This window comes from Mesorhizobium sp. WSM4846 (genome assembly GCF_055811415.1).
The window spans coordinates 22,957-46,559 of the sequence record NZ_JBVVPZ010000033.1 but is presented as its reverse complement, the minus strand read 5'-3'; the positions used below and the strand labels follow the sequence as shown (position 1 = coordinate 46,559).

The 23,603-nt window shown below is 63.9% G+C and carries 19 protein-coding genes and 2 pseudogenes; 13 read left to right on the top strand and 8 right to left on the bottom strand.

Translation table 11 applies throughout. The features are described 5' to 3' along the window. Positions 1 to 149 precede the first annotated feature (149 nt). The gene (locus AC0L15_RS23900) at positions 150 to 422 is read left to right on the top strand and encodes an usg protein (RefSeq protein WP_023800098.1); all 273 of its coding nucleotides are present in this window, start codon (positions 150 to 152) and stop codon (positions 420 to 422) included. Positions 423 to 687: 265 nt separating this feature from the next. Here AC0L15_RS23900 and AC0L15_RS23895 read toward each other — a convergent pair whose 3' ends face one another. Beyond that, positions 688 to 1,722 (bottom strand): aldo/keto reductase, encoded by a 1,035-nt coding sequence (locus AC0L15_RS23895; protein ID WP_128168592.1) that lies wholly within the window; start codon positions 1,720 to 1,722, stop codon positions 688 to 690. A gap of 38 nt (positions 1,723 to 1,760) precedes the next feature. Next, positions 1,761 to 2,938: pseudogene (locus tag AC0L15_RS23890) on the bottom strand (MFS transporter). A gap of 137 nt (positions 2,939 to 3,075) precedes the next feature. Here AC0L15_RS23890 and AC0L15_RS23885 point away from each other — a divergent pair. Beyond that, positions 3,076 to 3,984: a LysR family transcriptional regulator gene (locus AC0L15_RS23885; protein WP_023800095.1), complete on the top strand. Its 909-nt coding sequence runs from the start codon at positions 3,076 to 3,078 to the stop codon at positions 3,982 to 3,984. Positions 3,985 to 4,033: 49 nt separating this feature from the next. Here AC0L15_RS23885 and AC0L15_RS23880 read toward each other — a convergent pair whose 3' ends face one another. From AC0L15_RS23880 to AC0L15_RS23865, 4 genes are all read right to left on the bottom strand, one after another. Further along, complete coding sequence (locus tag AC0L15_RS23880; RefSeq protein ID WP_287246996.1) at positions 4,034 to 5,083, bottom strand: aldo/keto reductase; 1,050 nt, start codon at positions 5,081 to 5,083, stop codon at positions 4,034 to 4,036. 135 nt (positions 5,084 to 5,218) lie between these two features. Next, a complete protein-coding gene (locus AC0L15_RS23875; RefSeq protein ID WP_287063389.1) occupies positions 5,219 to 5,620 on the bottom strand; it encodes a type II toxin-antitoxin system VapC family toxin in 402 nt (133 codons plus the stop codon). Further along, entirely contained in the window at positions 5,620 to 5,874 is a 255-nt protein-coding gene (locus AC0L15_RS23870) for a type II toxin-antitoxin system Phd/YefM family antitoxin (RefSeq protein WP_123151235.1), read from the bottom strand. The genes AC0L15_RS23875 and AC0L15_RS23870 overlap by 1 nt, the downstream gene beginning before the upstream one ends. Before the next feature lie 87 nt (positions 5,875 to 5,961). Further along, entirely contained in the window at positions 5,962 to 6,624 is a 663-nt protein-coding gene (locus AC0L15_RS23865) for a YggS family pyridoxal phosphate-dependent enzyme (protein WP_023800093.1), read from the bottom strand. Positions 6,625 to 6,770: 146 nt separating this feature from the next. Here AC0L15_RS23865 and leuS point away from each other — a divergent pair, with 146 nt between their 5' ends. After that, the gene (gene leuS, locus AC0L15_RS23860; protein ID WP_287246997.1) at positions 6,771 to 9,395 is read left to right on the top strand and encodes a leucine--tRNA ligase; all 2,625 of its coding nucleotides are present in this window, start codon (positions 6,771 to 6,773) and stop codon (positions 9,393 to 9,395) included. Further along, positions 9,382 to 9,969, top strand: a complete 588-nt coding sequence (locus AC0L15_RS23855; protein ID WP_287246998.1) for an LPS assembly lipoprotein LptE — start codon at positions 9,382 to 9,384, stop codon at positions 9,967 to 9,969. The genes leuS and AC0L15_RS23855 overlap by 14 nt, the downstream gene beginning before the upstream one ends. 118 nt (positions 9,970 to 10,087) lie before the next feature. Here the strand turns inward: AC0L15_RS23855 and fsa are convergent, their stop codons facing one another. Beyond that, complete coding sequence (gene fsa / locus AC0L15_RS23850; protein WP_287246999.1) at positions 10,088 to 10,741, bottom strand: fructose-6-phosphate aldolase; 654 nt, start codon at positions 10,739 to 10,741, stop codon at positions 10,088 to 10,090. Between the two features lie 187 nt (positions 10,742 to 10,928). Here fsa and AC0L15_RS23845 point away from each other — a divergent pair, with 187 nt between their 5' ends. The 7 genes from AC0L15_RS23845 (at position 10,929) to AC0L15_RS23815 (ending at position 19,207) form a co-directional block, all read left to right on the top strand. Further along, complete coding sequence (locus AC0L15_RS23845; protein ID WP_287247000.1) at positions 10,929 to 13,112, top strand: primosomal protein N'; 2,184 nt, start codon at positions 10,929 to 10,931, stop codon at positions 13,110 to 13,112. 294 nt (positions 13,113 to 13,406) lie between these two features. After that, entirely contained in the window at positions 13,407 to 13,802 is a 396-nt protein-coding gene (locus AC0L15_RS23840; protein ID WP_287247001.1) for an AGROH133_08824 family phage infection protein, read from the top strand. A gap of 246 nt (positions 13,803 to 14,048) precedes the next feature. Continuing rightward, positions 14,049 to 14,609: a F0F1 ATP synthase subunit delta gene (locus AC0L15_RS23835; protein WP_077380756.1), complete on the top strand. Its 561-nt coding sequence runs from the start codon at positions 14,049 to 14,051 to the stop codon at positions 14,607 to 14,609. Beyond that, on the top strand, positions 14,609 to 16,138 hold the full coding sequence (gene atpA / locus AC0L15_RS23830) for a F0F1 ATP synthase subunit alpha (protein ID WP_287247003.1): 1,530 nt from the start codon (positions 14,609 to 14,611) through the stop codon (positions 16,136 to 16,138). The genes AC0L15_RS23835 and atpA overlap by 1 nt, the downstream gene beginning before the upstream one ends. Before the next feature lie 33 nt (positions 16,139 to 16,171). Continuing rightward, positions 16,172 to 17,056: a F0F1 ATP synthase subunit gamma gene (locus AC0L15_RS23825; RefSeq protein ID WP_287247004.1), complete on the top strand. Its 885-nt coding sequence runs from the start codon at positions 16,172 to 16,174 to the stop codon at positions 17,054 to 17,056. 72 nt (positions 17,057 to 17,128) lie between these two features. Continuing rightward, positions 17,129 to 18,700, top strand: coding sequence for a F0F1 ATP synthase subunit beta (gene atpD, locus AC0L15_RS23820; protein WP_287247005.1), 1,572 nt, complete (start codon positions 17,129 to 17,131; stop codon positions 18,698 to 18,700). Positions 18,701 to 18,799: 99 nt separating this feature from the next. After that, positions 18,800 to 19,207 (top strand): F0F1 ATP synthase subunit epsilon, encoded by a 408-nt coding sequence (locus AC0L15_RS23815; protein WP_027154563.1) that lies wholly within the window; start codon positions 18,800 to 18,802, stop codon positions 19,205 to 19,207. A gap of 219 nt (positions 19,208 to 19,426) precedes the next feature. Here AC0L15_RS23815 and AC0L15_RS23810 read toward each other — a convergent pair whose 3' ends face one another. Further along, positions 19,427 to 20,911, bottom strand: coding sequence for a mannitol dehydrogenase family protein (locus AC0L15_RS23810; protein ID WP_287247188.1), 1,485 nt, complete (start codon positions 20,909 to 20,911; stop codon positions 19,427 to 19,429). Between the two features lie 177 nt (positions 20,912 to 21,088). Between AC0L15_RS23810 and uxaC the strand changes: the two are divergent. Beyond that, a pseudogene (gene uxaC / locus AC0L15_RS23805) lies at positions 21,089 to 22,497 on the top strand (glucuronate isomerase). Positions 22,498 to 22,533: 36 nt separating this feature from the next. Next, positions 22,534 to 23,511 carry a TRAP transporter substrate-binding protein gene (locus AC0L15_RS23800; protein WP_287050659.1) on the top strand — a complete coding sequence of 326 codons (978 nt, stop codon included), beginning with the start codon at positions 22,534 to 22,536 and terminating at the stop codon, positions 23,509 to 23,511. The last annotated feature ends 92 nt before the right edge of the window (positions 23,512 to 23,603 follow it).

The window sequence follows — 23,603 nt, the reverse complement described above, 5'->3', positions numbered from 1 at the left end:
CGCTATCAGCACTCGACCACGATCGCTGCTAACCGTATGTTTTTGTGTCGTAAATCCGGTCTATACCACAAAAAATCAATAGACGATTAAGCAAATTGCGCGCACAATTTCAAATTGGGAGGAAAGGAGAATCAACCAGGGGGACCGCGATGCGCGACCAATCCGAAATGGACCTGATGCTCAAGGGCTATGGCTTGACCACGGCCCAGATCCTTTATCATTTTCCCGATCATCCGCATCTGCTGCAGAGCTTCATCTGGCAGGACTACGACATCGCCCCGAAATTTCCGGTGCTGATCCGGTTCATCGAGTTCTGGCAGACCAAGCTCGATGGCCCGCTGCATTCGGTGAGCTATACGCACCAGAAACTGATCGCGCCCAATGAGTGGCGGAAGCTCGATGGCGAGTTCGTGCTGCATTAGTGTAACGGCGCAGGATGTCAGCTTGCAGTTGTATGGCTGTTGAGATCCGCGTTTTACGGCGCCCCCCTCTGTCCTGCCCTCTTTGCCAAAACTTGGCATTTCCCCCACAAGGGGGGAGATCGGATGGTGCAGCGGCTTTCGCCAGATCTCCAACGTGGTTAAAGAGTGGCACGGTCAGCGAAGCTGCCGATCTCCCCCCTTGTGGGGGAGATGTCCGGCAGGACAGAAGGGGGGCGCTGTCCCGCGGCCTGGCGGCCCGCGCGCATTAAACCGCAGGCTGGCTCAGCCGGGCAAAACCCTCCTGCCGGCGATACGGAAAATACGGATAGGCTGCGGTCACCGCGCTTGCTGCGTCGAGCGTCTTGATCTGGTCTGATGTCAATGACCAACCGACGGCACCAAGATTCTGGCGCAGCTGTTCCTCGGTGCGCGCGCCGATAATGACAGAGGCGACGGTCGGCCGCTGCAGCAACCAGTTGATGGCGATCTGCGGCACGGTCTTGCCGGTTTCCCTGGCCACGGCTTCGAGCGCATCGACAACCCTGTAGAGCAGCTCGTCTTCGACCGGCGGCCCGAAGCTTGCGGTGTCGTGCAGCCGGCTTTTTTCCGGCAGTGGCTCGCCGCGGCGGATCTTGCCGGTCAGGCGGCCCCAGCCGAGCGGGCTCCACACCAGCGCGCCAACGCCCTGGTCGAGGCCGAGCGGCATCAACTCCCATTCATAGTCGCGCCCGACCAGCGAATAGTAGACCTGATGGGCGACGTAGCGCGGGTAGCCGTGCTTGTCCGCCAGCCCGAGCGATTTCATCACTTGCCAGCCGGAAAAGTTGGAGACGCCGACATAGCGCAGCTTGCCGGCGCGCACGAGACTGTCCAGCGTCGACAGCACCTCCTCGATCGGCGTTGCGGCGTCGAAAGCATGCAGCTGCAGCAGGTCGATGTAATCGGTGCCGAGACGCTTGAGCGCGTCCTCGACCGCGTTGATGAGGCGCGAACGGGAGGACCCGGCATCATTGGGTCCGTCGCCCATCGGCAGCGAGGTCTTGGTCGAAATCAGCACGGCATCGCGGCGGCCCTTGACGGCCGCGCCGAGCACTTCCTCGGAGGCGCCGTTCGAATAGACGTCGGCGGTGTCGAATAGGTTGACGCCGGCCTCCAGGCAGATGTCGACCAGCCGCCGCGCTTCCGTCGCATCGCTGTTGCCCCAGGCGCCGAACAGCGGCCCCGAGCCGCCGAAGGTTCCAGCGCCGAACGAGAGCGCCGGAACCTTCAGGCCCGAGGCGCCAAGACGTCGATAATCCATCTTTTTCTCCTGTGATGTCTAAGGGGTTCGTCGGGTTGCTACGAGCGGGCAGATGCCGGTTCTCCAAGCGTCGGGCGATCGAGGCGCAGCGCCAGCCACGCCACGGCGAGCGCCGAGAGCGGCAGCAGGGCGGCGACCCAGGTGACGGCGCCGAGGCCGAGGCCATGCGCGATGACCATGCCGCCGAGCCAGGCGCCGGCGGCGTTGCCGAGGTTGAAGGCGGCGATGTTGAAGGACGAGGCGAGGCTCTGGCCGGCGCCTTCAGCCTTTTCCAGCACCCACATCTGCAGCGGCGCTACGGTGGCGAAGGCGGCGGCGCCGAGCAGGCCGACATGGATGACGGCCATCGCCCGGCTGTGCAGGGCGAAGGTCATCGTGCCGAGCACCAGCGCCAGCACAACGAGACTGCCGAGGACGGAAGGCACCAGCCAGCGGTCGGCGAACTTGCCGCCGGCGAGATTGCCGGCGATGAGGCCGCCGCCGAAGACAAGCAGGATCGGCGACACCGCCGCTTCCGCAAAACCGGTGATCTCGGTCAGCAGGGGGGCGATATAGGTGAAGACGGCGAAGACGCCCGCATAGCCCAGCACGGTGACGGCGAAGCCAAGCAGAACCGGGGCGCGGCCGAGCAGGGCGAGATCGCCGCGCAGGTCGCTCTTTTCCAGCGCTGCCGGGCTGCGCGGCACCAGCAGGAGAATGATGGCGAAGGCGACGATGCCGACCAGGGTTACAGCCCAGAAGGTCGCCCGCCAGCCGAAGGCCTGGCCGAGCCAGGTGCCGAAGGGCACGCCGAGGATGTTGGCGATGGTCAGGCCGGTGAACATCAGGGCGATCGCCGAGGCCTTCCTGTTGGGAGCGACCAGCCCGGTCGCAACCACCGCACCAACGCCGAAGAAGGTGCCGTGGGCGAAGGCGGTGAGCACGCGGGCAGCCATCAGCGTCCAGTAGTCGGGGGCCAGCGCGCAGGCGAGGTTGCCCAGCGTGAAGACCGCCATCAGCGCCAGAAGCACGGTCTTGCGCGGCCAGCGGCCGGTGGCGATCGTCAGCAGCGGCGCGCCGATGACGACGCCCAGCGCATAGCCGGAGATCAACTGGCCGGCGGCCGAGATCGAGACGCCGAGATCGGCGCTGACGTCGAGCAGCAGGCCCAGATGACGAATTCGGTGACACCGATGCCGAACGCACCACCGGCGAGAGCATAAAGTGCAAGAGGCATTGCGGTTCCCACTCCGATGACAGCAGTTTTGACGACAGGACGCCGTGTCCTCCTGCGCCCCGGCCCGGAAGATCGTGTTGCCATGTGCTGTGAACCAGCCTTGCGTCGGGCACATTGTCTGTGAAATAGATTCACGAATGGCGAGGCCTGACATCAACCGCTCCGGCGAGATCGAAGTGTTTGTCCGTGTCGTCGAAGCGGGCAGTTTTTCGGCTGCGGCGCGGATGCTGCGGATGACGCCGTCGGCGGTGAGCAAGCTGATTGCGCGGCTTGAGGCGCGGCTTGGCGCGCGGCTGATCAGCCGTTCGACGCGCAAGCTCCAATTGACTCCAGAAGGCGCGGCCTTCTTCGACAGCGGCGTGCGCATCCTGGCCGACATGGCGGCAGCCGAGCGCGAGGCGGCGGCCGGTGCTGCGCCGCGCGGCCGGCTGCGGGTCAACAGCTACGTGCCGTTCGGGCAGCACCGGCTGATCCCGCTCTTGCCGCGCTTTCTCGAACGCTATCCGGAAATCGCCATCGATCTGGTTTTGACCGACAATGTCATCGACCTGATGGAGGAGCGCGCCGATGTCGCCATCCGCGCCGGGCCGCTCGGCGAATCACGTTTGGTGGCGCGCAAGCTCGGGCAGAGCCGGCTGGTCGTCGTCGCCGCGCCATCGTACATCAGGACGCATGGCGCGCTCCAAACGCCGGCCGATCTCGATCATCACAACCGGATGGGTTTCTGCTTCGTGCGCCATGTCGACGGCTGGCCCTTCGTCGCTGCGGCCGGCGACGCCTTCATCGTCCCGATCACCGGAAACGCGCTGGTCAGCGACGGCGAGGCGATGCGGCTGATGGCGCTTTCGGGCACTGGCATCGCCCGGCTGGCGCGCTGGCATGTCGAGCCCGACATCGCCGCCGGCCGGCTGGTCCCGCTTCTGGAGGACTTCAACCCCGGCGACGAGGAGCTTACCCACGCTGTTTACGTCGGCCAGGGCAAACATTTGCCGGCCCGAGTGCGGGCCTTTCTCGACTTTCTGGTCGAGACGGTCCGGCTGAGCTGAGCCCAAGAAAGATCGGGAGCCCGCCGGCTCCCGAAATCGAAGATGAGATTTACTTCTTCTCCGCAAAGGGCGCCGGACGCCGGCCAGCCGCCTGGCGCTCGAGCATCCAGCCCGGATATTCGGATGGCAGCGCGCTGACTTCGTCGAGACGAGCAAGATCGTCGCTGTCGAGCTTCAACTCGGTGGCGGCAAGGTTCTGTTCGAGCTGCTCCATGCGGCTGGCGCCGATGATCACGCTCATCACGAAAGGCTTGGCCAAGACATAGCCAAGTGCCACCGTGGCGACGCTGACGCCGTGCTTGCCGGCGATCTCGCGCATGACGGCGACCGCCGCCCAGGCGCGGTCTTCATTGACCGGCGGGAAATTGAAGCTGGCGCGGCGGCCCTCGCCATTGCCAGGCGCGCCGGGTCCGTATTTGCCGGAAAGCAGCCCGCCCGCCATCGGCGACCAGACCATCAGCCCAAGCTTCTCCTCGTTGAGCAGCGGCACGATCTCGCGCTCCAAATCGCGGCCGGCGATCGAATAGTAGGACTGGACCGTCTCAAAACGGGCAAAGCCCTTGCGTTCGGCGATGCCCAATGCCTTGGCGATGCGCCAGGCCGCCCAGTTCGAGACGCCGACATAGCGGACCTTGCCGCTGGTAACCAGATCGTCGAGCGCCCGCAGCGTCTCGTCGATCGGTGTCACCGCGTCGGTGCCGTGAAGCTGATAGAGATCGATATGGTCCAGTTGCAGCCGCTCGAGACTGCCGTCGACCGAATCCATGATGTGGCCGCGCGAGGAGCCGCGCTGGTTGGGGCCGTCGCCCATGGCGCCATGGACTTTGGTGGCGATGATCACGTCCTGCCGCTCGATGCCGAGATTGCGCAGCGACTGGCCGAGAAACCGTTCCGATGCGCCGAAGGAATAGACATCGGCCGTGTCGAAGAAATTGATACCGGCGGCGAGCGAGCGCTGGACGATCCTGTCGACGCCATCCTGGTCGAGGCTGGCGATCAGGCCCCATTGGTTGTTTTGGTCGGCGGCGCCGAAGGTCATGGTGCCGAGACACAGTACGGAGACAAACATCCCCGTGTTTCCAAGTTGACTGTAGCGCATGGTGCGGCTCCGGAAAGTTTTGGAATGACCCGGTCGATATAGGAACGATACGTTTCGTTTCTACTTGTTGGCGTAACAGCCTGGTGGTTCTGGACCAAGCTCCGCGACCGACGATCCGGTGCAACGGGGAACAGATCAGATTGTCCAAGGATCGAGGACCGTCACCCCGGTATCGTCGAAATCGGCGACGTTGCGCGTAACCAGAATGAGGTCGTGGACAAAAGCTGTGGCGGCAATGAGCGTGTCGGCGCTACCCCGTGTGCGGCCAGCCGAGATGCGACCCCACGACAACGCGACATCTTCAGTAACCGCAAGGATGCGGTCGGCATTGTCCCGCCGAAGCTCTCGCAGCCACAGATCGAGGCGCGTTGCCCGTTCGGGATCGACCTTGCGCAGCTTGACGATCCCGCGTTCGATCTCGCCGAGCGTGATGACGCTGAGATTGACCGAACCCGGACCCACTGAAGCTAGCCAAGCGGTGGGCTTGGGCAAGCGTCGTTCCACATCCGAAACGATGTTCGTGTCGAGCAGGTACATCAGAGGTCGATGTCGCGGATCATCGTATCCGAGCGACGGTTGACCTCTTCGGCGAAATCATCATCCCAGACCGGGCCGGTCAGAAGATATTCTGCCAGTGACTTCTTTTTTCCCGACAAGCGGTCATAGTCTTCGGCAGAAAGCACCACAGCCGCGCGCTCGCCACGCAGGGTCACCGTCTGCGGTCCCTCGCTGCGCGCGCGCTGAACCACTTTGGAAAAGTTGTTTTTCGCATCCTGAAGGTGCCAGTTCATCGGTCCTCTCCTGGCTAGCTTGGCTAGATATATGCCTGATGTGCCCGACTATCAAGGCTGATCGCTAAACTGCCGCTAAAATGCCCGCTAGCGGCTGCCGAAGATCGCCGAGCCGACCCTGATGCTGGTTGCACCGAAGGCGATCGCGGTTTCGTAGTCGCCGGACATGCCCATCGAAAGCGCCTCCACCCCTGCCTCCGTGCTGAGCTTTTCCAACAGCGCGAAATGCGGGCCGGGATTCTCATCGGCCGGCGGAATGCACATCAGGCCTTCGATGGCGAGGCCATGGACCTCGCGGCAGCGCGTAACGAAGGGTACGGCTTCGCGCGGCTCGATCCCTGCCTTTTGCGGTTCCGAGCCGGTGTTGACCTGAACGTAGAGTTTTGGTGACCGACCTTGCCTGGCGATTTCCTTGGCGAGTTCGGCGGCGATCTTCTCGCGATCGACCGTCTCGATGACGTCGAACAGGGCGACCGCTTCCTTCGCCTTGTTCGATTGCAGCGGACCGATCAGGTGCAACTCGATGTCGGGGAAGGCTTGCTTCAGCGCCGGCCATTTGGCTTGTGCTTCCTGGACGCGGTTCTCGCCGAAGACGCGCTGGCCGGCGTCGATGACCGGGCGGATATCGTCGGCGCTGAAGGTCTTCGAGACCGCGACCAGCGTCACCGCGCCGGCTTGCCGTCCTGCCTCGCGCTCGGCGGCGGCGATCCTCGCCTTGACCGTGAAAAACTGTTCGACGGCGCTCGCCATCCCTATATCCTGACTCTGGTTTTTGTCCTGGCCGGGGCGTCGCAGTTGACGGGTCCGGCAATCCATGGTGAACACCGCGACGACATTTCCTGAGCCGCCGGGCATGTCCGGCTGTTCGCGCATGCTTTTTAAGTGAAAAACACCCAATGGCAACCGAACGATACAATCCGCGCGCATCAGAGCCCAAATGGCAGAAGGCCTGGGACGCCAAGAAGCTGTTCGAGGCTGACAACGACGACCCGCGTCCGAAATACTACGTGCTCGAGATGTTTCCGTATCCGTCGGGGCGCATCCATATCGGCCATACCCGCAACTACACGATGGGCGACGTGGTGGCGCGCTACAAGCGGGCCAAGGGTTTCAACGTGCTGCACCCGATGGGCTGGGACGCCTTCGGCATGCCGGCCGAGAACGCGGCGATGCAGAACAAGGTCCATCCCAAGGACTGGACCTATCAGAACATCGCCGCCATGCGCGAGCAGCTCAAGGTCATGGGCCTGTCGCTCGACTGGGCGCGCGAATTCGCCACCTGCGATGTCGACTACTACCACCGCCAGCAGATGCTGTTCCTCGATTTCGTCGAGAAGGGGCTGGTGACGCGCAAATCCTCCAAGGTCAACTGGGATCCGGAGGACATGACGGTGCTTGCCAACGAGCAGGTCATCGACGGACGCGGCTGGCGCTCCGGTGCGCTGGTCGAACAGCGCGAACTGACGCAGTGGTTCTTCAAGATCACCGACTATGCGCAGGACCTGCTGGACTCGCTGGAAGGCCTCGACGAATGGCCGGAAAAAGTGAAGCTGATGCAGGCGAACTGGATCGGCCGTTCGGAAGGCCTGCTGATCCGCTGGCCGCTGGCCACTCCAGTTGACGGCGAAGATGAGCTGGAGGTCTACACGACGCGACCCGACACCATCTTCGGCGCCTCCTTCATGGCGGTCGCAGTTGACCATCCGCTGGCCAAGAAGGCGGCCGAAAACAATCCGGCGCTGGCCAAGTTCATCGACGAGGTTCGCCACATGGGCACTTCGGTGGCGGCGCTGGAAACGGCCGAAAAAAAGGGCATGGATACCGGTATACGAGTCGTCCATCCGTTCGACGCGAACTGGACGCTGCCTGTCTATGTCGCCAATTTCGTGCTGATGGAGTACGGCACCGGCGCCATATTCGGTTGCCCGTCCGGTGACCAGCGCGACCTCGACTTCGCTAACAGATATGGCCTGCCGGTCATTCCGGTGGTGATGCCAGAAGGCGAGATCCAGGGAAACTTCCAGATCATCGACGAGGCCTATGTCGGCGACGGCGTGATGATCAATTCGCGCTTCCTCGACGGCATGAAGCCTGATCAGGCGTTCGACGAAGTGGCCAAGCTGCTGGAACAAAAGACCGTCGGCAACCGGCCGATGGCCGAGCGCAAGGTCAACTTCCGCCTGCGCGACTGGGGCATTTCGCGCCAGCGCTACTGGGGCTGCCCGATCCCGATGATCCATTGCGAGGATTGCGGCGTCGTGCCGGTGCCGAAGGCGGACCTGCCGGTCAAGCTTCCCGACGACATCGAGTTCGACCGGCCGGGCAATCCGCTCGACCGCCATCCGACCTGGCGGCACGTCAAATGCCCGCAATGCGGCAAGGATGCACGCCGCGAAACCGACACGATGGACACGTTCGTCGATTCGTCCTGGTATTTCGCGCGCTTCACCGCGCCCTGGGCCAACGATCCGACCGATCCCAAGGCAGCTACCGAATGGCTGCCGGTGGACCAGTATATTGGCGGCATCGAGCACGCTATTTTGCACCTGCTCTATTCGCGCTTCTTCACCCGCGCCATGCGCGAGACCGGCCATGTCGACCTCGCCGAGCCGTTCAGGGGCCTGTTCACGCAAGGCATGGTGGTGCACGAGACCTATCGGGTCGGCAGTGGATCGAACAGCCGCTGGGTTGCGCCCAGCGAGGTGCGGCTGGAAGACGTCGACGGCAAGCGCCGCGCCATCGAAATCGCGACCGGCGAAGAGGCGGTGATCGGCCCGCTCGAAAAAATGTCGAAGTCGAAGAAGAACACAGTGAGCCCGGAAGAGATCACCGACGGCTATGGCGCCGACACCGCGCGCTGGTTCATGCTGTCGGACTCGCCGCCCGAGCGTGACGTCGAATGGACCGACGAGGGTGCCGCCGGCGCGCACCGCTTCATCCAGCGTATCTGGCGCCTGGTGTCGACGGCTGCCGAATCGCTCGCCGGAATCCGACCGGCAGCGGCGAAGGAGGGCGAGGCAGGGACTGTTTCCAAGGCCGCGCACAAGGCGTTGAAATCGGTCGGCGAGGATATTGAAAAGCTCGCCTTCAACCGCGCCATTGCCCGCATCTACGAGCTCGCCAATGCGCTCACCACGCCGCTCAACGAGGCGGCCGAAGGCAAGGCCGATCCGGCGCTCAAGGCTGCCTGCCGGCAGGCCGTCGACATCCTCGTCCATCTGATTGCGCCGGTCATGCCGCATTTGGCCGAGGAATGCTGGCAGACGCTCGGCGGTACCGATATGGTCGCCGAACGGCCTTGGCCCGTCTATGATCCGGCGCTTGTCGTCGACAGCGAGATCGTGCTGCCGGTTCAGGTCAACGGCAAGAAGCGCGGCGATTTGACAATTGCCCGCGACGCGGACCAAGGTGCCGTCGAAAAAGCGGTTCTGGCTCTCGACTTCGTGCAGAAAGCGCTTGAAGGTAGGGCACCGCGCAAGGTGATCATCGTCCCGCAGAGGATCGTCAATGTCGTTGCCTGATCCGAGGAAGACAGAAGTGACGCATTTGCTGCGCCGTATAACGCTGTATGGCCTGGTCGCTTCGGTTGCGCTGGTTTCGGCCTGCACGGTGCGCCCGCTCTATTCGAGCGCGCCGCTGTCGGCCGGCTCGCAAGTCGGGGCTGCCGCCGAACTCGGGTCCATCTCGGTCAAACCGGTCAACACCCGTTACGCCCAGCAGGTCCGCAACAATCTGATCTTCGCGCTCGGCCAGGGTGCGGGCGAGCCGGCGTCCCCCGCCTATTCGCTCGATCTCGGCGTTACCGAACTTGTTGAATCCGCTGCAACCGTGCAGATCACGACCGATGACGACGAGCCAACGGCGGGCACGGTGACACTGACCGCGAATTATCTCCTGACCGACGCCAGGACCGGCAAGACCATCGCGACCGGCAAGCGCTCGATAGCGTCGTCCTTCGACAGGCCGCGTCAGGAGTTTGCCTCCTACCGGGCGCAAATCGACGCCGAGAACCGCGCGGCGCGCGAGCTGGCGGACCTGCTGCGCCTGTCGATCGCCCAGGCTCTGGTCAAGCACGGCAAGACGGTGGCGGGTTAGCGCCGTTCGGCCTGGATCAAGACGTTCCGGCTACCGCCGAGACCTGATCGCTGGCGCAAAAAAAGGCCGATTGCTCGGCCTTTTTTACGCGTCTTGATTTAAGCCGATCTCCTTGATTTCAGCCGATTTTCTGGCCGGTCTTGGCCCAGTCGGCGAGGAACTGCTCCAGGCCCTTGTCGGTCAGCGGGTGCTTGACCAGCGCCTTCAGCGTCGCCGGCGGCGCGGTGATGACGTCGGCGCCGATCAGTGCGGCCTGCTTGACGTGGTTCACCGTGCGCACCGAGGCGGTCAGGATCTCGGTCTGGAAATCATAATTGTCGTAGATGGTGCGGATATCGGCAATCAGTTCCATGCCGTCCCAGCCGCTGTCGTCGATGCGGCCGACGAAGGGCGAGATGAAGGAGGCGCCGGCCTTGGCGGCGAGCAGCGCCTGGGTGGCCGAAAAGCACAGCGTGACATTGACCATGCGGCCGTCCGAGCGGATGTCCTTGCAGGCCCTCAGGCCGTCGAGCGTCAGCGGCACCTTGATGCAGACGTTGTCGGCGATCCTGGCCAGGATCTTGGCCTCGGCCATCATGTCCTTGTATTCGGTGGCGACGACTTCGGCCGAGACCGGGCCCTTGACGATCTCGCAGATCGCTCTGGTGACGTCGGCGATCTTGCCGCCGGATTTGAGGATCAGCGAAGGATTGGTGGTAACGCCGTCGAGCAGCCCCAAATCGTTCAGTTCACGGATTTCCTTGACATCGGCGGTGTCGACAAAAAATTTCATGACGGTCTCCTGAAGATTTTTATCGCATCGGCCTGAAAATCGAATCGATTTTCGGAAGCACGATGCGAGGTTTAAAGTTCTAGAGCGTACTTTGTGCGTCCGGATGGACGCACGTCGCTCTAGTGCATGTCATGCACTTTGGGGTCGGACTTTGATCTAGACGAAAGTCGGGGCAAGGTCACGCCTCATGATCGAAGATTCGCCCTTTGTCGCGGCCGCACCGGTGCTGGTGCCGATGCCCGCCGAGCGGCCCTACACCTATGCCGTGCCCGCCGGCATGCGCGTGGTGCCGGGCTCGATCGTGCGCGTGCCGCTCGGTCCCCGCCAGGTTGCCGGCATCGTCTGGGACGGCGCCGTCGAAAAGGTCGATGCCAAAAAACTGCGCTCGATCGAGCAGGTCTTCGACTGCCCGCCGATCGACCGCGCCATGCGCCGCTTCGTCGACTGGATCGCGCAATACACGCTGTCGCCGCCCGGCATGGTGGCGCGCATGCTGCTGCGGGCGCCGGAGGCCTTCGACCCGGAACCGTGGATCGAAGGCCTGCAACGCACCTTGGCCAGACCCGACCGTGTGACGGATGCGAGGATGCGCGTGCTGGAGACAGCCGAAGGCGGGCTCGCCTGGACGCGGTCCGGGCTGGCGCATGCGGCCGGCGTGTCGTCGACGGTCATCGACGGGCTGAAGGCGCAAGGCGTGTTCGAGACCGTCATGATCCCGCCGCGACCGGTGGTCGCAGCTCCCGATCCGAATTACGCCCAGCCTTCGCTGATGCCGGACCAGCACGATGCGGCCGAGATGCTGCGCAGCAATGTCGCGGCCGGTGCATTCGGCGTAACGCTGCTCGACGGGGTGACCGGATCGGGCAAGACCGAGGTCTATTTCGAGGCGGTGTCGGCGGCGCTCGACCGCGGCAAGCAGGTGCTGATCCTGCTGCCGGAGATTGCGCTGACCCACGCCTTCCTCGAGCGCTTCCAGGAACGGTTCGGCGCCAAGCCGGCCGAATGGCATTCGGACCTGCCGCCAAGGATGCGCGAGCGTGTCTGGCGGCAGGTGGCGGAAGGTGGCGTGCGCGTCGTTGCCGGCGCGCGTTCGGCGCTGTTTTTGCCGTTCAGGGAGCTTGGGCTGATCGTCGTCGACGAGGAGCACGACCCCGCCTACAAGCAGGAAGACCGCGTCTTCTACAATGCCCGCGACATGGCGGTGGTGCGCGGCCACATCGGCGGCTTTCCGGTCGTGCTCGCCTCGGCGACACCGTCGGTCGAAAGCCGGGTCAATGCGAGCCAAGGCCGCTATAGCAGGGCGGTGCTTTCGGCGCGCTTTGCCGAGGCGGCGCTTCCCGACCTGAAGACGATCGACATGCGCCGCGCCCCGCCGGCACGCGGCGGCTTCCTGTCGCCGGTGCTGCTTGGCCATATGCGCCAGACACTGGAGAAGAAGGAACAGTCGCTGCTGTTCCTCAACCGGCGCGGCTATGCGCCGCTGACGCTGTGCCGGGTCTGCGGCCATCGCTTCGGTTGCCCGGTCTGCTCGGCCTGGCTGGTCGAGCACCGCTTTCGCGGCCAGCTCGTCTGCCACCATTGCGGGCACAATGAGCGGCGGCCCGAGGCCTGCCCGGAATGCGGCACGCTCGACCATCTGGTCGCCTGCGGGCCGGGCGTCGAGCGCATCGCCGAAGAGGTCGTCGCGCATTTCCCCGACGCCCGCACCATCGTCCTGTCGTCCGACCTGATGGGCGGCGTGCGGCGGCTGAGGCTGGAGCTTGAAGCCATCGCAAATGGCGAGGCCGACATCGTCATCGGCACGCAGCTCGTCGCCAAGGGCCACAATTTCCCCAACATGACGCTGGTCGGCGTGGTCGACGCCGACCTCGGCCTGGCCAATGGCGATCCGCGCGCCGCCGAGCGCACCTTCCAGCTGCTCAGCCAGGTCACTGGCCGCGCCGGCCGCACCGGCAAGAAGAGCCTTGGCCTGTTGCAGACCTTCCAGCCCGACCACCCGGTCATGCGGGCGATCGTCTCCGGCGACGCCGAGGCTTTTTACGAGCGCGAGATCGCCGAGCGCGAGCGGGCGGTGCTGCCGCCTTTCGGCCGGCTCGCCGGCGTCATCGTCAGTGCGGCGACGCGGGCGGAAGCGGAGGGCCATGCGCGGGGTTTGCGGCGCGCCGCACCTCAGGCCGCCGATCTGTTCGTGCTCGGCCCGGCCGAGGCGCCGCTGTCGCTGATCGGCGGCCGCCATCGCTTTCGCCTGCTGATCCAGGGCGAGCGGCGCGCCGACATGCAGGGGTTCATTCGCGCCATGCTGGCCGAGGGACCGAAGCTGCGGGGCTCGGTGCGCGTGCAGGTCGACATCGACCCGCAGAGCTTTTTGTGAGGCGTTTGGAGTTAGTCTAGTCGGCCGCACGCGGGTCTTGCAATATATTCCAGCACCACACCTCGAGCGCCTCACTCCCTGTGTGGTCTCATGTGGTCATAATGCATAGCGTTCCATAGCGGAGGAATAGCCCGTCATGAAGCGCTTGGTACAACGCGCATCCATACCGGGGCGGCGGTCGGATTCGCGCTGGGCTGATGCGCTTTGCGCAATTCGCCGACGCGCATCTGGCGCATGGCTCTTGCTTCGCTAGAATGCCCGAAATTTCGAAACAGCCATTTGCGAGGGGACAGTATGGAATTTGCGTTTCCGTGGCCGATGAGCCAGGGCGAGTGGCTGGCGTGGTCGAGCGCGGTCGTGACCTTGCTGCTGGGCCTGCTGCTGTTCCTGGCGCCGGGGCTGGGCTTCCGGATTCTCAGACTGCAGGTCAAGCCCGAGAAGGCGGCGGCGATCGCCGAAGGGCGCGGCAGGATGTCAGGCTTTTATCTCGGCGTCGGCCTGTGCTGCATTCTGCTGGCGCAACCGCTGCTCTACATGGCGCTTGGCTTTTCCTGGCTGTTCACCGCCTTCGGCCGCCTGCTGTCGATGATGTCGGATGGCGCCAATACGCCATTCAACTGGGTTTCCATCGTGGTGGAACTGGTGCTGGCGGCGCTGCCGCTTGCCTTCGCCTTCGGCTTTGTGCCTTGAATCAAAGGCTAATTCGGGACCGGCGGTCGAACTGCGCCGCCGGATGCGACAATAGTGCCTGAAAACCATGCCGGGCGACGCATTGCGGTCTTAAAATGCCTGTGCTAGACGGCAATCGACTTTCGGCCGGGGATAGCGGAAGCCGCGTCTTCGTGCTTGGAAAAATGCAGTAAGGTCAAAGATTTAGCCAGAGTTTTCGCTCGCGCCAATAATCTGCGGCCTGTCAGACAAGAGAAAAGACGGTCCGTGGCCCAATCGTCATCGCCAATCTCAGGTGTCGCAGAGCGCTATGCGGGTTCGCTGTTTGAACTCGCGCTCCAGGCGAATTCGGTCGCCCAGGTCGAGGCCGACCTCAACAGTTTCGCGGCGATGCTCGAAGGCAGTGCTGATCTGACCCGCCTGATCAATAGCCCGGTGTTCTCCAGCGAGGACCAGGCCAAGGCCATTGCGGCGATCGCCGACAAGGCAGGGATCACCGGCCTTACCGGCAATTTCCTGCGCGTCGTCGCCCAGAACCGCCGTCTGTTCGCCATCCCTGGCATGATCAAGGCATTCCGCCAGATCGCCGCCGAGCATCGTGGCGAGACCGCCGCTGAAGTGACCTCGGCGCATGCGCTCACCGACGCCCAGCAAACCGAGCTGAAGGCGGCGCTGAAAAGCGTTGCCGGCAAGGATGTCGCGATCACCGTGACCGTCGATCCGTCGCTGCTCGGCGGGCTGGTGGTCAAGATTGGCTCGCGCCAGATCGATACGTCGCTCAAAACCAAACTCAATTCGCTCAAGCTTGCACTGAAAGAGGTCGGCTGATGGACATCCGCGCCGCGGAAATTTCCGCAATTCTGAAAGACCAGATCAAGAATTTCGGCAAGGAGGCCGAGGTCTCCGAAGTCGGCCAGGTTCTGTCCGTCGGTGACGGCATCGCCCGCGTCTACGGCCTCGACAATGTCCAGGCCGGCGAGATGGTCGAGTTCCCCGGCGGCATCCGCGGCATGGCGCTCAATCTCGAAGCCGACAATGTCGGCGTCGTCATCTTCGGCGCCGACCGCGACATCAAGGAAGGCGATATCGTCAAGCGCACCGGCGCCATCGTCGATACGCCTGTCGGCATGGGCCTGCTCGGCCGCGTCGTCGATGCGCTCGGCAACCCGATCGACGGCAAGGGCCCGATCCAGGCGACCGAGCGCAAGCGCGTCGACGTCAAGGCGCCCGGCATCATTCCGCGCAAATCGGTGAACGAGCCGATGTCGACCGGCCTCAAGGCGATCGACGCGCTGATCCCGGTCGGCCGCGGCCAGCGCGAGCTGGTCATCGGCGATCGCCAGACCGGCAAGACCGCGATCATCCTCGACACGATGCTCAACCAGAAATCGGTGCATGAGCACGGGCCGGAAAAGGAAAAGCTCTACTGCGTCTACGTCGCCATCGGCCAGAAGCGCTCGACCGTCGCGCAGTTCGTGAAAGTTCTCGAAGAGCGCGGCGCGCTCGACTATTCGATCATCGTTGCCGCCACCGCGTCCGACCCGGCGCCGATGCAGTACCTGGCGCCGTTCACCGCCTGCACCATGGGCGAATATTTCCGCGACAACGGCATGCACGCGCTGATCTCCTATGACGATCTGTCGAAGCAGGCGGTCGCCTATCGCCAGATGTCGCTGTTGCTGCGCCGCCCGCCTGGCCGTGAAGCCTATCCGGGCGACGTGTTCTACCTGCACTCGCGCCTTCTGGAGCGGGCCGCCAAGCTCAATGACGAAAATGGCGGTGGTTCGCTGACTGCACTGCCGATCATCGAGACCCAGGCCAACGACGTGTCGGCCTACATCCCGACCAACGTCATCTCGATCACCGACGGCCAGATCTTCCTGGAAACCAATCTGTTCTTCCAGGGCGTCCGCCCGGCGGTCAACGTTGGCCTGTCGGTGTCGCGCGTCGGCTCCTCCGCGCAGATCAAGGCGATGAAGCAGGTCGCCGGCTCGATCAAGGGCGAGCTCGCGCAGTATCGCGAAATGGCGGCCTTCGCCCAGTTCGGCTCCGATCTCGACGCCGCCACGCAGCGCCTGCTCAACCGCGGTGCGCGCCTGACCGAACTCCTGAAGCAGCCGCAATTCTCGCCGCTCAAGGTCGAAGAACAGGTCGCGGTGATCTTCGCCGGCGTCAACGGCTATCTCGACAAGCTGGCAATCGATCAGGTCAGCAAATTCGAGCATGGTTTGCTCAGCCACATGCGCTCGGCCGGCAAGGAGGTGCTCGACGGCATCCGCAAGGAGAAGGCACTGTCGGACGATCTGCGCGCCAAGCTGAAGGCGGAGATCGACACCTTCGCCAAGACCTTTGCTTGAATGAGGCCGGTCGGACGGGATCAGGTTTGAAGCATGCCTTCACTAAAAGACCTTCGTAACCGTATCGCCTCGGTCAAGGCGACGCAGAAGATCACCAAGGCGATGCAGATGGTCGCCGCGGCGAAGCTGCGCCGCGCGCAGGAGGCGGCGGAAGCCGCGCGTCCCTATTCGGAGCGCATGGGCGCGGTGCTGGCCAACATCACCCAGGCGATCGGCGGCGGCGGCGAGGCCCCAGCGCTGATGACCGGCACCGGCAAGGACGACGTGCATCTGCTTGTCGTCTGCACCGCCGAGCGTGGTCTGTGCGGCGGCTTCAATTCGCAGATCGCGCGCCTTGCCCGCGACCACATCCGCAAGCTTCTGGCCGACGGCAAGCAGGTCAAGATCATCTGCGTCGGCAAGAAGGGGTTCGACATCCTGCGTCGCGACTACGCGGCGCTGATCCTCGAGCGTGTCGATTTGCGCGAGGTGAAGACGCTGGGCTTCGTCAATGCCGATGGCATTGCCAAGAAGGTCATCCAGCTCTTCAACGAGGGCGGTTTCGACATCTGCACGCTGTTTTATTCGCAGTTCAAATCGGTGATCAGCCAGATCCCGACAACCCAGCAGATCATCCCGGCAGGCGTGCCTACCGCTCCCGCCGAAGCGACGGACGGCGGCAGTGCCGTCTATGAATACGAGCCGGAGCCGGGCGAAATCCTCTCCGATCTCATTCCGCGCAACATTTCCGTCCAGGTTTTTCGCGCCCTGCTCGAAAACGCCGCCGGCGAGATGGGCGCCAAGATGAGCGCCATGGACAATGCGACGCGCAACGCCGGCGACATGATCAACAAATTGTCGATCACCTACAACCGCCAGCGGCAGGCGCAGATCACCAAGGAATTGATCGAAATCATTTCGGGCGCCGAGGCGCTCTAGGCGCGCTCCCATGAGGGTCAGCGACCTTCAAGCGGATCGCGTGAGAAACAAAGGACGAGAAGGGTAAAGACGATGGCGAAAGCAGCGACCCCCAAGACGGCGGCTCCGAAGGCCGCCGCGAAGGCAGTGGCACCGGCAGCAGCAGCGAAGGCCGCACCGGCCACGAAGGCGGTCGCGCCCGCCAAGGCCGTCGCATCCAAGGCGCCGAGCGTTTCCATCAAGAAAACCGGCCTTGCCGGCAAGGTCCGCCAGGTCATCGGCGCCGTTGTCGACGTGCAGTTCGGCGAACATCTGCCGGCGATCCTGAACGCGCTGGAGACGGTCAATGTCGGCAACCGCCTGGTGCTCGAGGTCGCCCAGCATCTTGGCGAGAACACCGTGCGCTGCATCGCCATGGATTCGACCGAAGGTCTGGTCCGCGGCCAGGATGTCTATGACACCGGAGCGCCGATCACCGTGCCGGTCGGCCCGGGCATGCTCGGCCGCATCATCAACGTCATCGGCGAGCCGGTCGACGAGGAAGGTCCGGTCGATGGCATCGAGATGCGCGCGATCCACCAACCGGCGCCGTCCTATGTCGAGCAGTCGACGGAAGCGCAGATCCTGGTTACCGGCATCAAGGTTCTCGACCTGCTGGCACCCTACGCCCGTGGCGGCAAGATCGGCCTGTTCGGCGGCGCCGGCGTCGGCAAGACGGTGCTGATCCAGGAACTGATCAACAACGTCGCCAAGGCGCATGGCGGCTTCTCGGTGTTTGCCGGCGTCGGCGAACGCACCCGCGAGGGCAACGATCTCTATCACGAGTTCATCGAGTCCGGCGTCAACAAGAAGGGCGGCGGCGAAGGCTCCAAGGCAGCACTTGTCTTTGGCCAGATGAACGAGCCGCCGGGCGCGCGCGCCCGCGTCGGCCTGACCGGGCTGACGGTTGCCGAATATTTCCGCGACCAGGGCCAGGACGTGCTGTTCTTTGTCGACAACATTTTCCGCTTCACGCAGGCGGGTTCGGAAGTGTCGGCGCTGCTCGGCCGTATTCCTTCGGCCGTGGGCTACCAGCCGACGCTGGCCACCGACATGGGTGCGCTGCAGGAGCGCATCACCACGACGACCAAGGGCTCGATCACCTCGGTGCAGGCGATCTATGTGCCGGCCGACGATCTGACCGACCCGGCGCCGGCGACCTCGTTCGCCCACCTGGACGCGACGACCGTGCTCAACCGTGCGATCTCGGAGAAGGGCATCTACCCGGCTGTCGATCCGCTGGATTCGACCTCGCGCATGCTCGACCCCATCGTGGTCGGCGAGGAGCACTACCAGGTCGCGCGCCAGGTGCAGTCGATCCTCCAGCGCTACAAGTCGCTGCAGGATATCATCGCCATCCTGGGCATGGACGAACTGTCGGAAGAGGACAAGCAGACGGTGGCCCGCGCCCGCAAGATCGAGCGCTTCCTGTCGCAGCCCTTCTTCGTCGCCGAAGTGTTCACGGGTTCGCCGGGCAAGCTGGTCGACCTCGCCGACACCATCAAGGGCTTCAAGGGTCTCTGCAACGGCGACTATGACCACCTGCCGGAAGCCGCCTTCTACATGGTCGGCGGCATCGAAGAAGCGGTCGAGAAGGCACAACGCCTGGCGGCCGAAGCGGCGTAATCAAGCGAATAGCGAATAGGGAGTAGCGAATAGGGGCGATGTGAGCCGAGCGTTTTTGTCTATTCGCTACTCACTACTCGCTATTCGCTAAAATCGATCATGCCTGAAGCTTTCAAATTCGAACTGGTTTCGCCGGAGCGCCTGCTGGTTTCCGAGCAGGTTGAATCCGTCGTCATTCCGGGCGCCGAAGGCGAAATGACAGTCATGGCCCATCACGCGCCGGTCATGACCACGATCAAGCCCGGCGTCGTCACGGTGAAGACCGCAGAAGGCAAGGCAGAGCGCTACGTCGTGTTCGGCGGCTTTGCCGACATTGTTCCGGCCGGCTGCACGCTGCTGGCCGAATCGGCTGTAGCCGTCGGCGACATCGACCGCGCCGACCTCGCCCGCCGTATCCAGGAAGCCAGGGAAGACGTCGCCGACGCCAAGGACGACGAGACGCGCAGCAAGGCCGAGCAGTTCCTTAGCCAGCTCACCACACTCGAAGGCGCGATTTTGCCGGCATAGGGCGGGGCGCTCTCTTGCCTTCTCCCCTTGTGGGAGAAGGTGGATTGGCGCGCAGCGCCAAGACGGAAGAGGGGTGTTGGACGGAGTGCTGTCGGCGCCAAGCTGGAGCACCCCTCATCCGACCTCGCTTCGCGAGGCCACCTTCTCCCACAAGGGGAGAAGGTAAGTGCCTCAGCCCGTTCGCGATCTACCGCGCGCATGGCGCGTTGCAGGCCGGCCTCAGAGCTTTTCGCCCTCAATGCCCAGCGCTGTGAAAGCAGCAGCCACGCCGCCCTGGCGCAGGCGTTCGAGATGGGCGGCCGCGAGGTCGATCAGCGTCAGGCGCTCGGCACCGCCCTTGGCGAAGCCGGCCAGGTCGAACACCGCCACCACCGCTTCGCCAGCCGACAGATGCCGAGTGTCGAGTGCGGCCAAAGCCAAGTCGAGCGGGTCGGTGAAGTGGTTTTCCGGCAAGGCTTTGCCGCGCGCCTCGCAAGCCGCGATCCAGGCGGCCACCACCAGCATCAGATAGGCGGGCGGGGCACCGTTACTCATCCGCTCCATTGCCGAGGCAATGATGCGCTGAGGCAGTTTCTGGCTGCCATCATTGGCGATCTGCGCCGTCCGATGGGCGAGCGCGGTGTTCGAATAACGATTGGCGAGCTGGGCCGTGTAGTCGGTCGTGTCGAGCCCGGCGTCTTTCGGCAGTGTCGTGATCGCCTCGGCCCACAATCCGTCGACGAATTGCCGGATCGCCGGATCGGCGAAGGCGCGGTCGACCGTCTCATAGCCGCTGAGCAGGCCAAGATAGGCGATCGCCGAATGCGAGCCGTTGAGCAGGCGCAGTTTCATGTCCTCGAACGGCCCGACGTCACCGACCATGGTGACGCCGAACCTTTCCCAGGCCGGCCTGCCCGCCGGGAAATCGTCTTCGACCACCCATTGGCAGAACGGCTCGGTCATGACAGGCCAGGCGTCGACGACGCCGAGCTGGCCCGATATCCGTGCCCGGTCGGCATCGGTGGTCGCCGGCACGATGCGATCGACCATGCTCGACGGAAATGCCACCTCGTCAGCGATGTGGCGGGCGAGATCGGTACCGCGCAAAGCGCCGAATTCGACCAGCAGCCGGCGCAGCGTGGCGCCATTGGCAGGGAGATTGTCGCAGCACAGCACGGTGAATGGCTGGATACCGGCGACGCGGCGGCGCGCAAGCGATTCGGCCAGAAAACCATGCGTCGTCCGCGGCATTTGCGGGTTGGCCAAATCGTGGACGATGTCGGGATGGGCTGTGTCCAGTCCGCCACCCGCCGCCCTGAGATAGGCTTTTTCGGTGATCGTCAGTGTGACGATGGCGGTGCGCGGATCAGTCAGCGCGGCCAGCACCGCACCGGGATCTTCCGGCGCCACCAGCATCGACAGGATCGAGCCGACGACGCGCAGGCTTTCGCTGTCGCTGCTCCTGACCGCCAGCGTGTAAAGTCCGTCCTGCGGCGCCAGCGCGTCGCGTGTGTCGGCGCTTCGCAGCGAGACGCCGACAATGCCCCAATCCGTCTCTCCTGCCTCCAGGCAGTCGTCGACATAGGCTGCCTGATGGGCGCGGTGGAATGCGCCGACGCCGAGATGGACGATGCCGGGTACGACACGGTTGCGGTCGTATCCGGGGACCGCGACCGAGGCCGGCAATGCCTGCCGCGTGCTGTTGGAAAGGCGTCTGTCTGTCATCGTGCGATGGGTCTGATCGAGCTCGTGCCGGGCGTGGCCGGCAATGCGGCGTAACATCCGTTTCGTTCCCGCACAATGGGCTAACGTTGCGTTAAAGTCATCATACAACAATCTATTTTTTGTATGTTGACATTATTTCTTTCCGATCCTACCGATTGCCGGGTTTGGAGGAACGACGTGGCCGCATTGACCGATCCGGATCTGCTGTTTCCGTCGGAGGCGCGTCCGCTGTCGTTCGCCCGCGATCTTTACGCAGCTGTCAAGGATCTGCCGATCGTCAGCCCGCACGGTCACACCGATCCGCGCTGGTATGCGCTCAACGAGGCGTTTTCCGATCCAGCGCAATTGCTTGTTGTGCCGGACCATTACATCTTCCGCATGTTGTTCAGCCAGGGCGTCCGGCTCGAGGATCTCGGCGTGCCAACGCTCGACGGCTCACCGGTGGAGACCGACGGCAGAACGATCTGGCGGCGCTTGCCGAGCACTATCATCTGTTCCGCGGCACGCCGACGCGGCTGTGGTTCGACCATGTGCTTGCCCATCTGTTCGGCATCGAAGAGCCGCTGACGGCCGCAACCGCCGACGGCCATTACGACTCGATCTCGTCCTTGCTGCAGTGGGAGAATTTTCGCCCGCGAGCCCTGTTCGAGCGCTTCAACATCGAGGTCATCGCGACGACCGAAGGCGCGCTCGACGATCTCAGATGGCACCAGATGATCCGCGACAGCGGCTGGGAGGGCCGCGTCGTCACCGCCTACCGGCCGGACGCCGTCGTCGATCCCGATTTCGAAGGCTTTTCTGCCAATCTCGATCGACTCGGCGACATCACCGGCTGCGATACCGGCAGCTGGGCCGGCTATCTCAATGCGCATCGCCAGAGAAGAGCCTTCTTCAAAAGTTTTGGCGCGACCGCGTCGGATCACGGCCATCCGACGGCAGAGACCGCCAATCTGTCGGATGCTGCCGCGCATGAACTGTTCAACCGCATCCGCCGGGGTTCGGACGACGAGCGTGAGCGAAAACTGTTTCGCGCCCAGATGCTGACCGAGATGGCCAAGATGAGCCGCGACGACGGGCTGGTCCTGCAGATACATCCCGGCTCCTGGCGCAATCATTCGCCTGCCGTCTTCCAGAGGTTCGGCAGGGACAAGGGTTTCGATATCCCGACCAGAACCGACTATGTGACGGCGCTGAAGCCGCTGCTCGACTGCGTCGGCCTGGAGCGCGACCTTGCAATCATCCTGTTCACGCTCGACGAGACCAGCTATGCGCGCGAACTGGCGCCACTCGCCGGCGTCTATCCTGCGCTGAAGCTCGGGCCGGCCTGGTGGTTCCACGACAGCCCGGAGGGCATGCGCCGGTTCCGCGAGATGACCACCGAGACTGCCGGCTTCTACAACACCGTCGGCTTCAACGACGACACCCGCGCCTTTCCATCCATCCCGGCTCGCCACGACGTGGCGCGTCGGGTCGATTGCGCCTTTCTTGCGCGTCTCGTCGCCGAGCACCGGCTCCGCGAGGACGAGGCGCACGAGCTGGCGCTGGAACTTGCCTATACGCTCGCGAAAAAGGCGTACCGGCTCTAACGGCGCTTGCCGCCATCGTTCAAACGGGAGGAACCAATGCTGCATTTTTCTAGACTGGCGGGAGCTACGCTACTGGCCGCCGCACTGATGGCCGGAACGGCAAGCGCCCAGACGGTCCTGCGCTCGTCCGACACGCACCCGGACGGCTATCCGACGGTCGAGGCTGTCAAATATTTTGGCGAGCTGGTGAAGGAGCGCACGGCCGGCCGCTATTCGGTCGATGTCTATCATTCCGCGCAGCTCGGCGAGGAAAAGGACACGATCGAGCAGGTGCGCTCGGGCGTGATCGACCTCAACCGCGTCTCAATGGCGCCGTTCAACGGACTCATCCCTGAAACCACCGTTCCCTCGCTGCCCTACATCTTCCGCTCGGAAGACCATATGCACAAGGTCATGGACGGACCGGTCGGCGACCAGATCGCGGCGGCGTTCGAACAGGTCGGGCTGGTGCTGCTCGCCTTTTATGACGGCGGCGCGCGCTCCTTCTACAATTCGAAGAAGCCGATCAACACTGTAGCCGATATGGCCGGCTTGAAGTTCCGCGTCATCCAGTCCGACATCTTCGTCGACATGGTGGCCGCACTCGGCGCCAACGCGACGCCGATGCCGTATGGCGAGGTGTATTCGGCGATCGAAACCGGGGTCATCGACGGCGCGGAGAACAATTTTCCGAGCTACGACACCGCCAAGCATGCGGAAGTCGCCAAGCACTATTCGCTCGACGAGCACACGATGGTGCCGGAAGCTTTTGTCATGGCGAAGTCGAGCTGGGACAAGCTGACGCCGGAAGACCAGGCGATCTTCAAGGCGGCCGCCAAGGAAAGCGTCGCCAAGCAGCGTGAGCTGTGGGCCGCCAAGGTCAAGGAATCGCGTGCCAAGGTCGAGGCGGCCGGTTCGCAGATCACGACGCCGGACAAGCAGCCCTTCATCGACGCGATGGGACCGGTCTACGAAAAGCACGTCAAGGACGACAAGCTGAAGGCGATGGTCGAAGCCATTAGGGCCGTGCAGTGATCAGCGGCGGGGGGGGGCGTACCCCCCCCCCCCCGAGGGGGGTCGACAACAGGCCCCCCCCCGCGCCACCAACCCCGGCCCGGGCCGGCCCC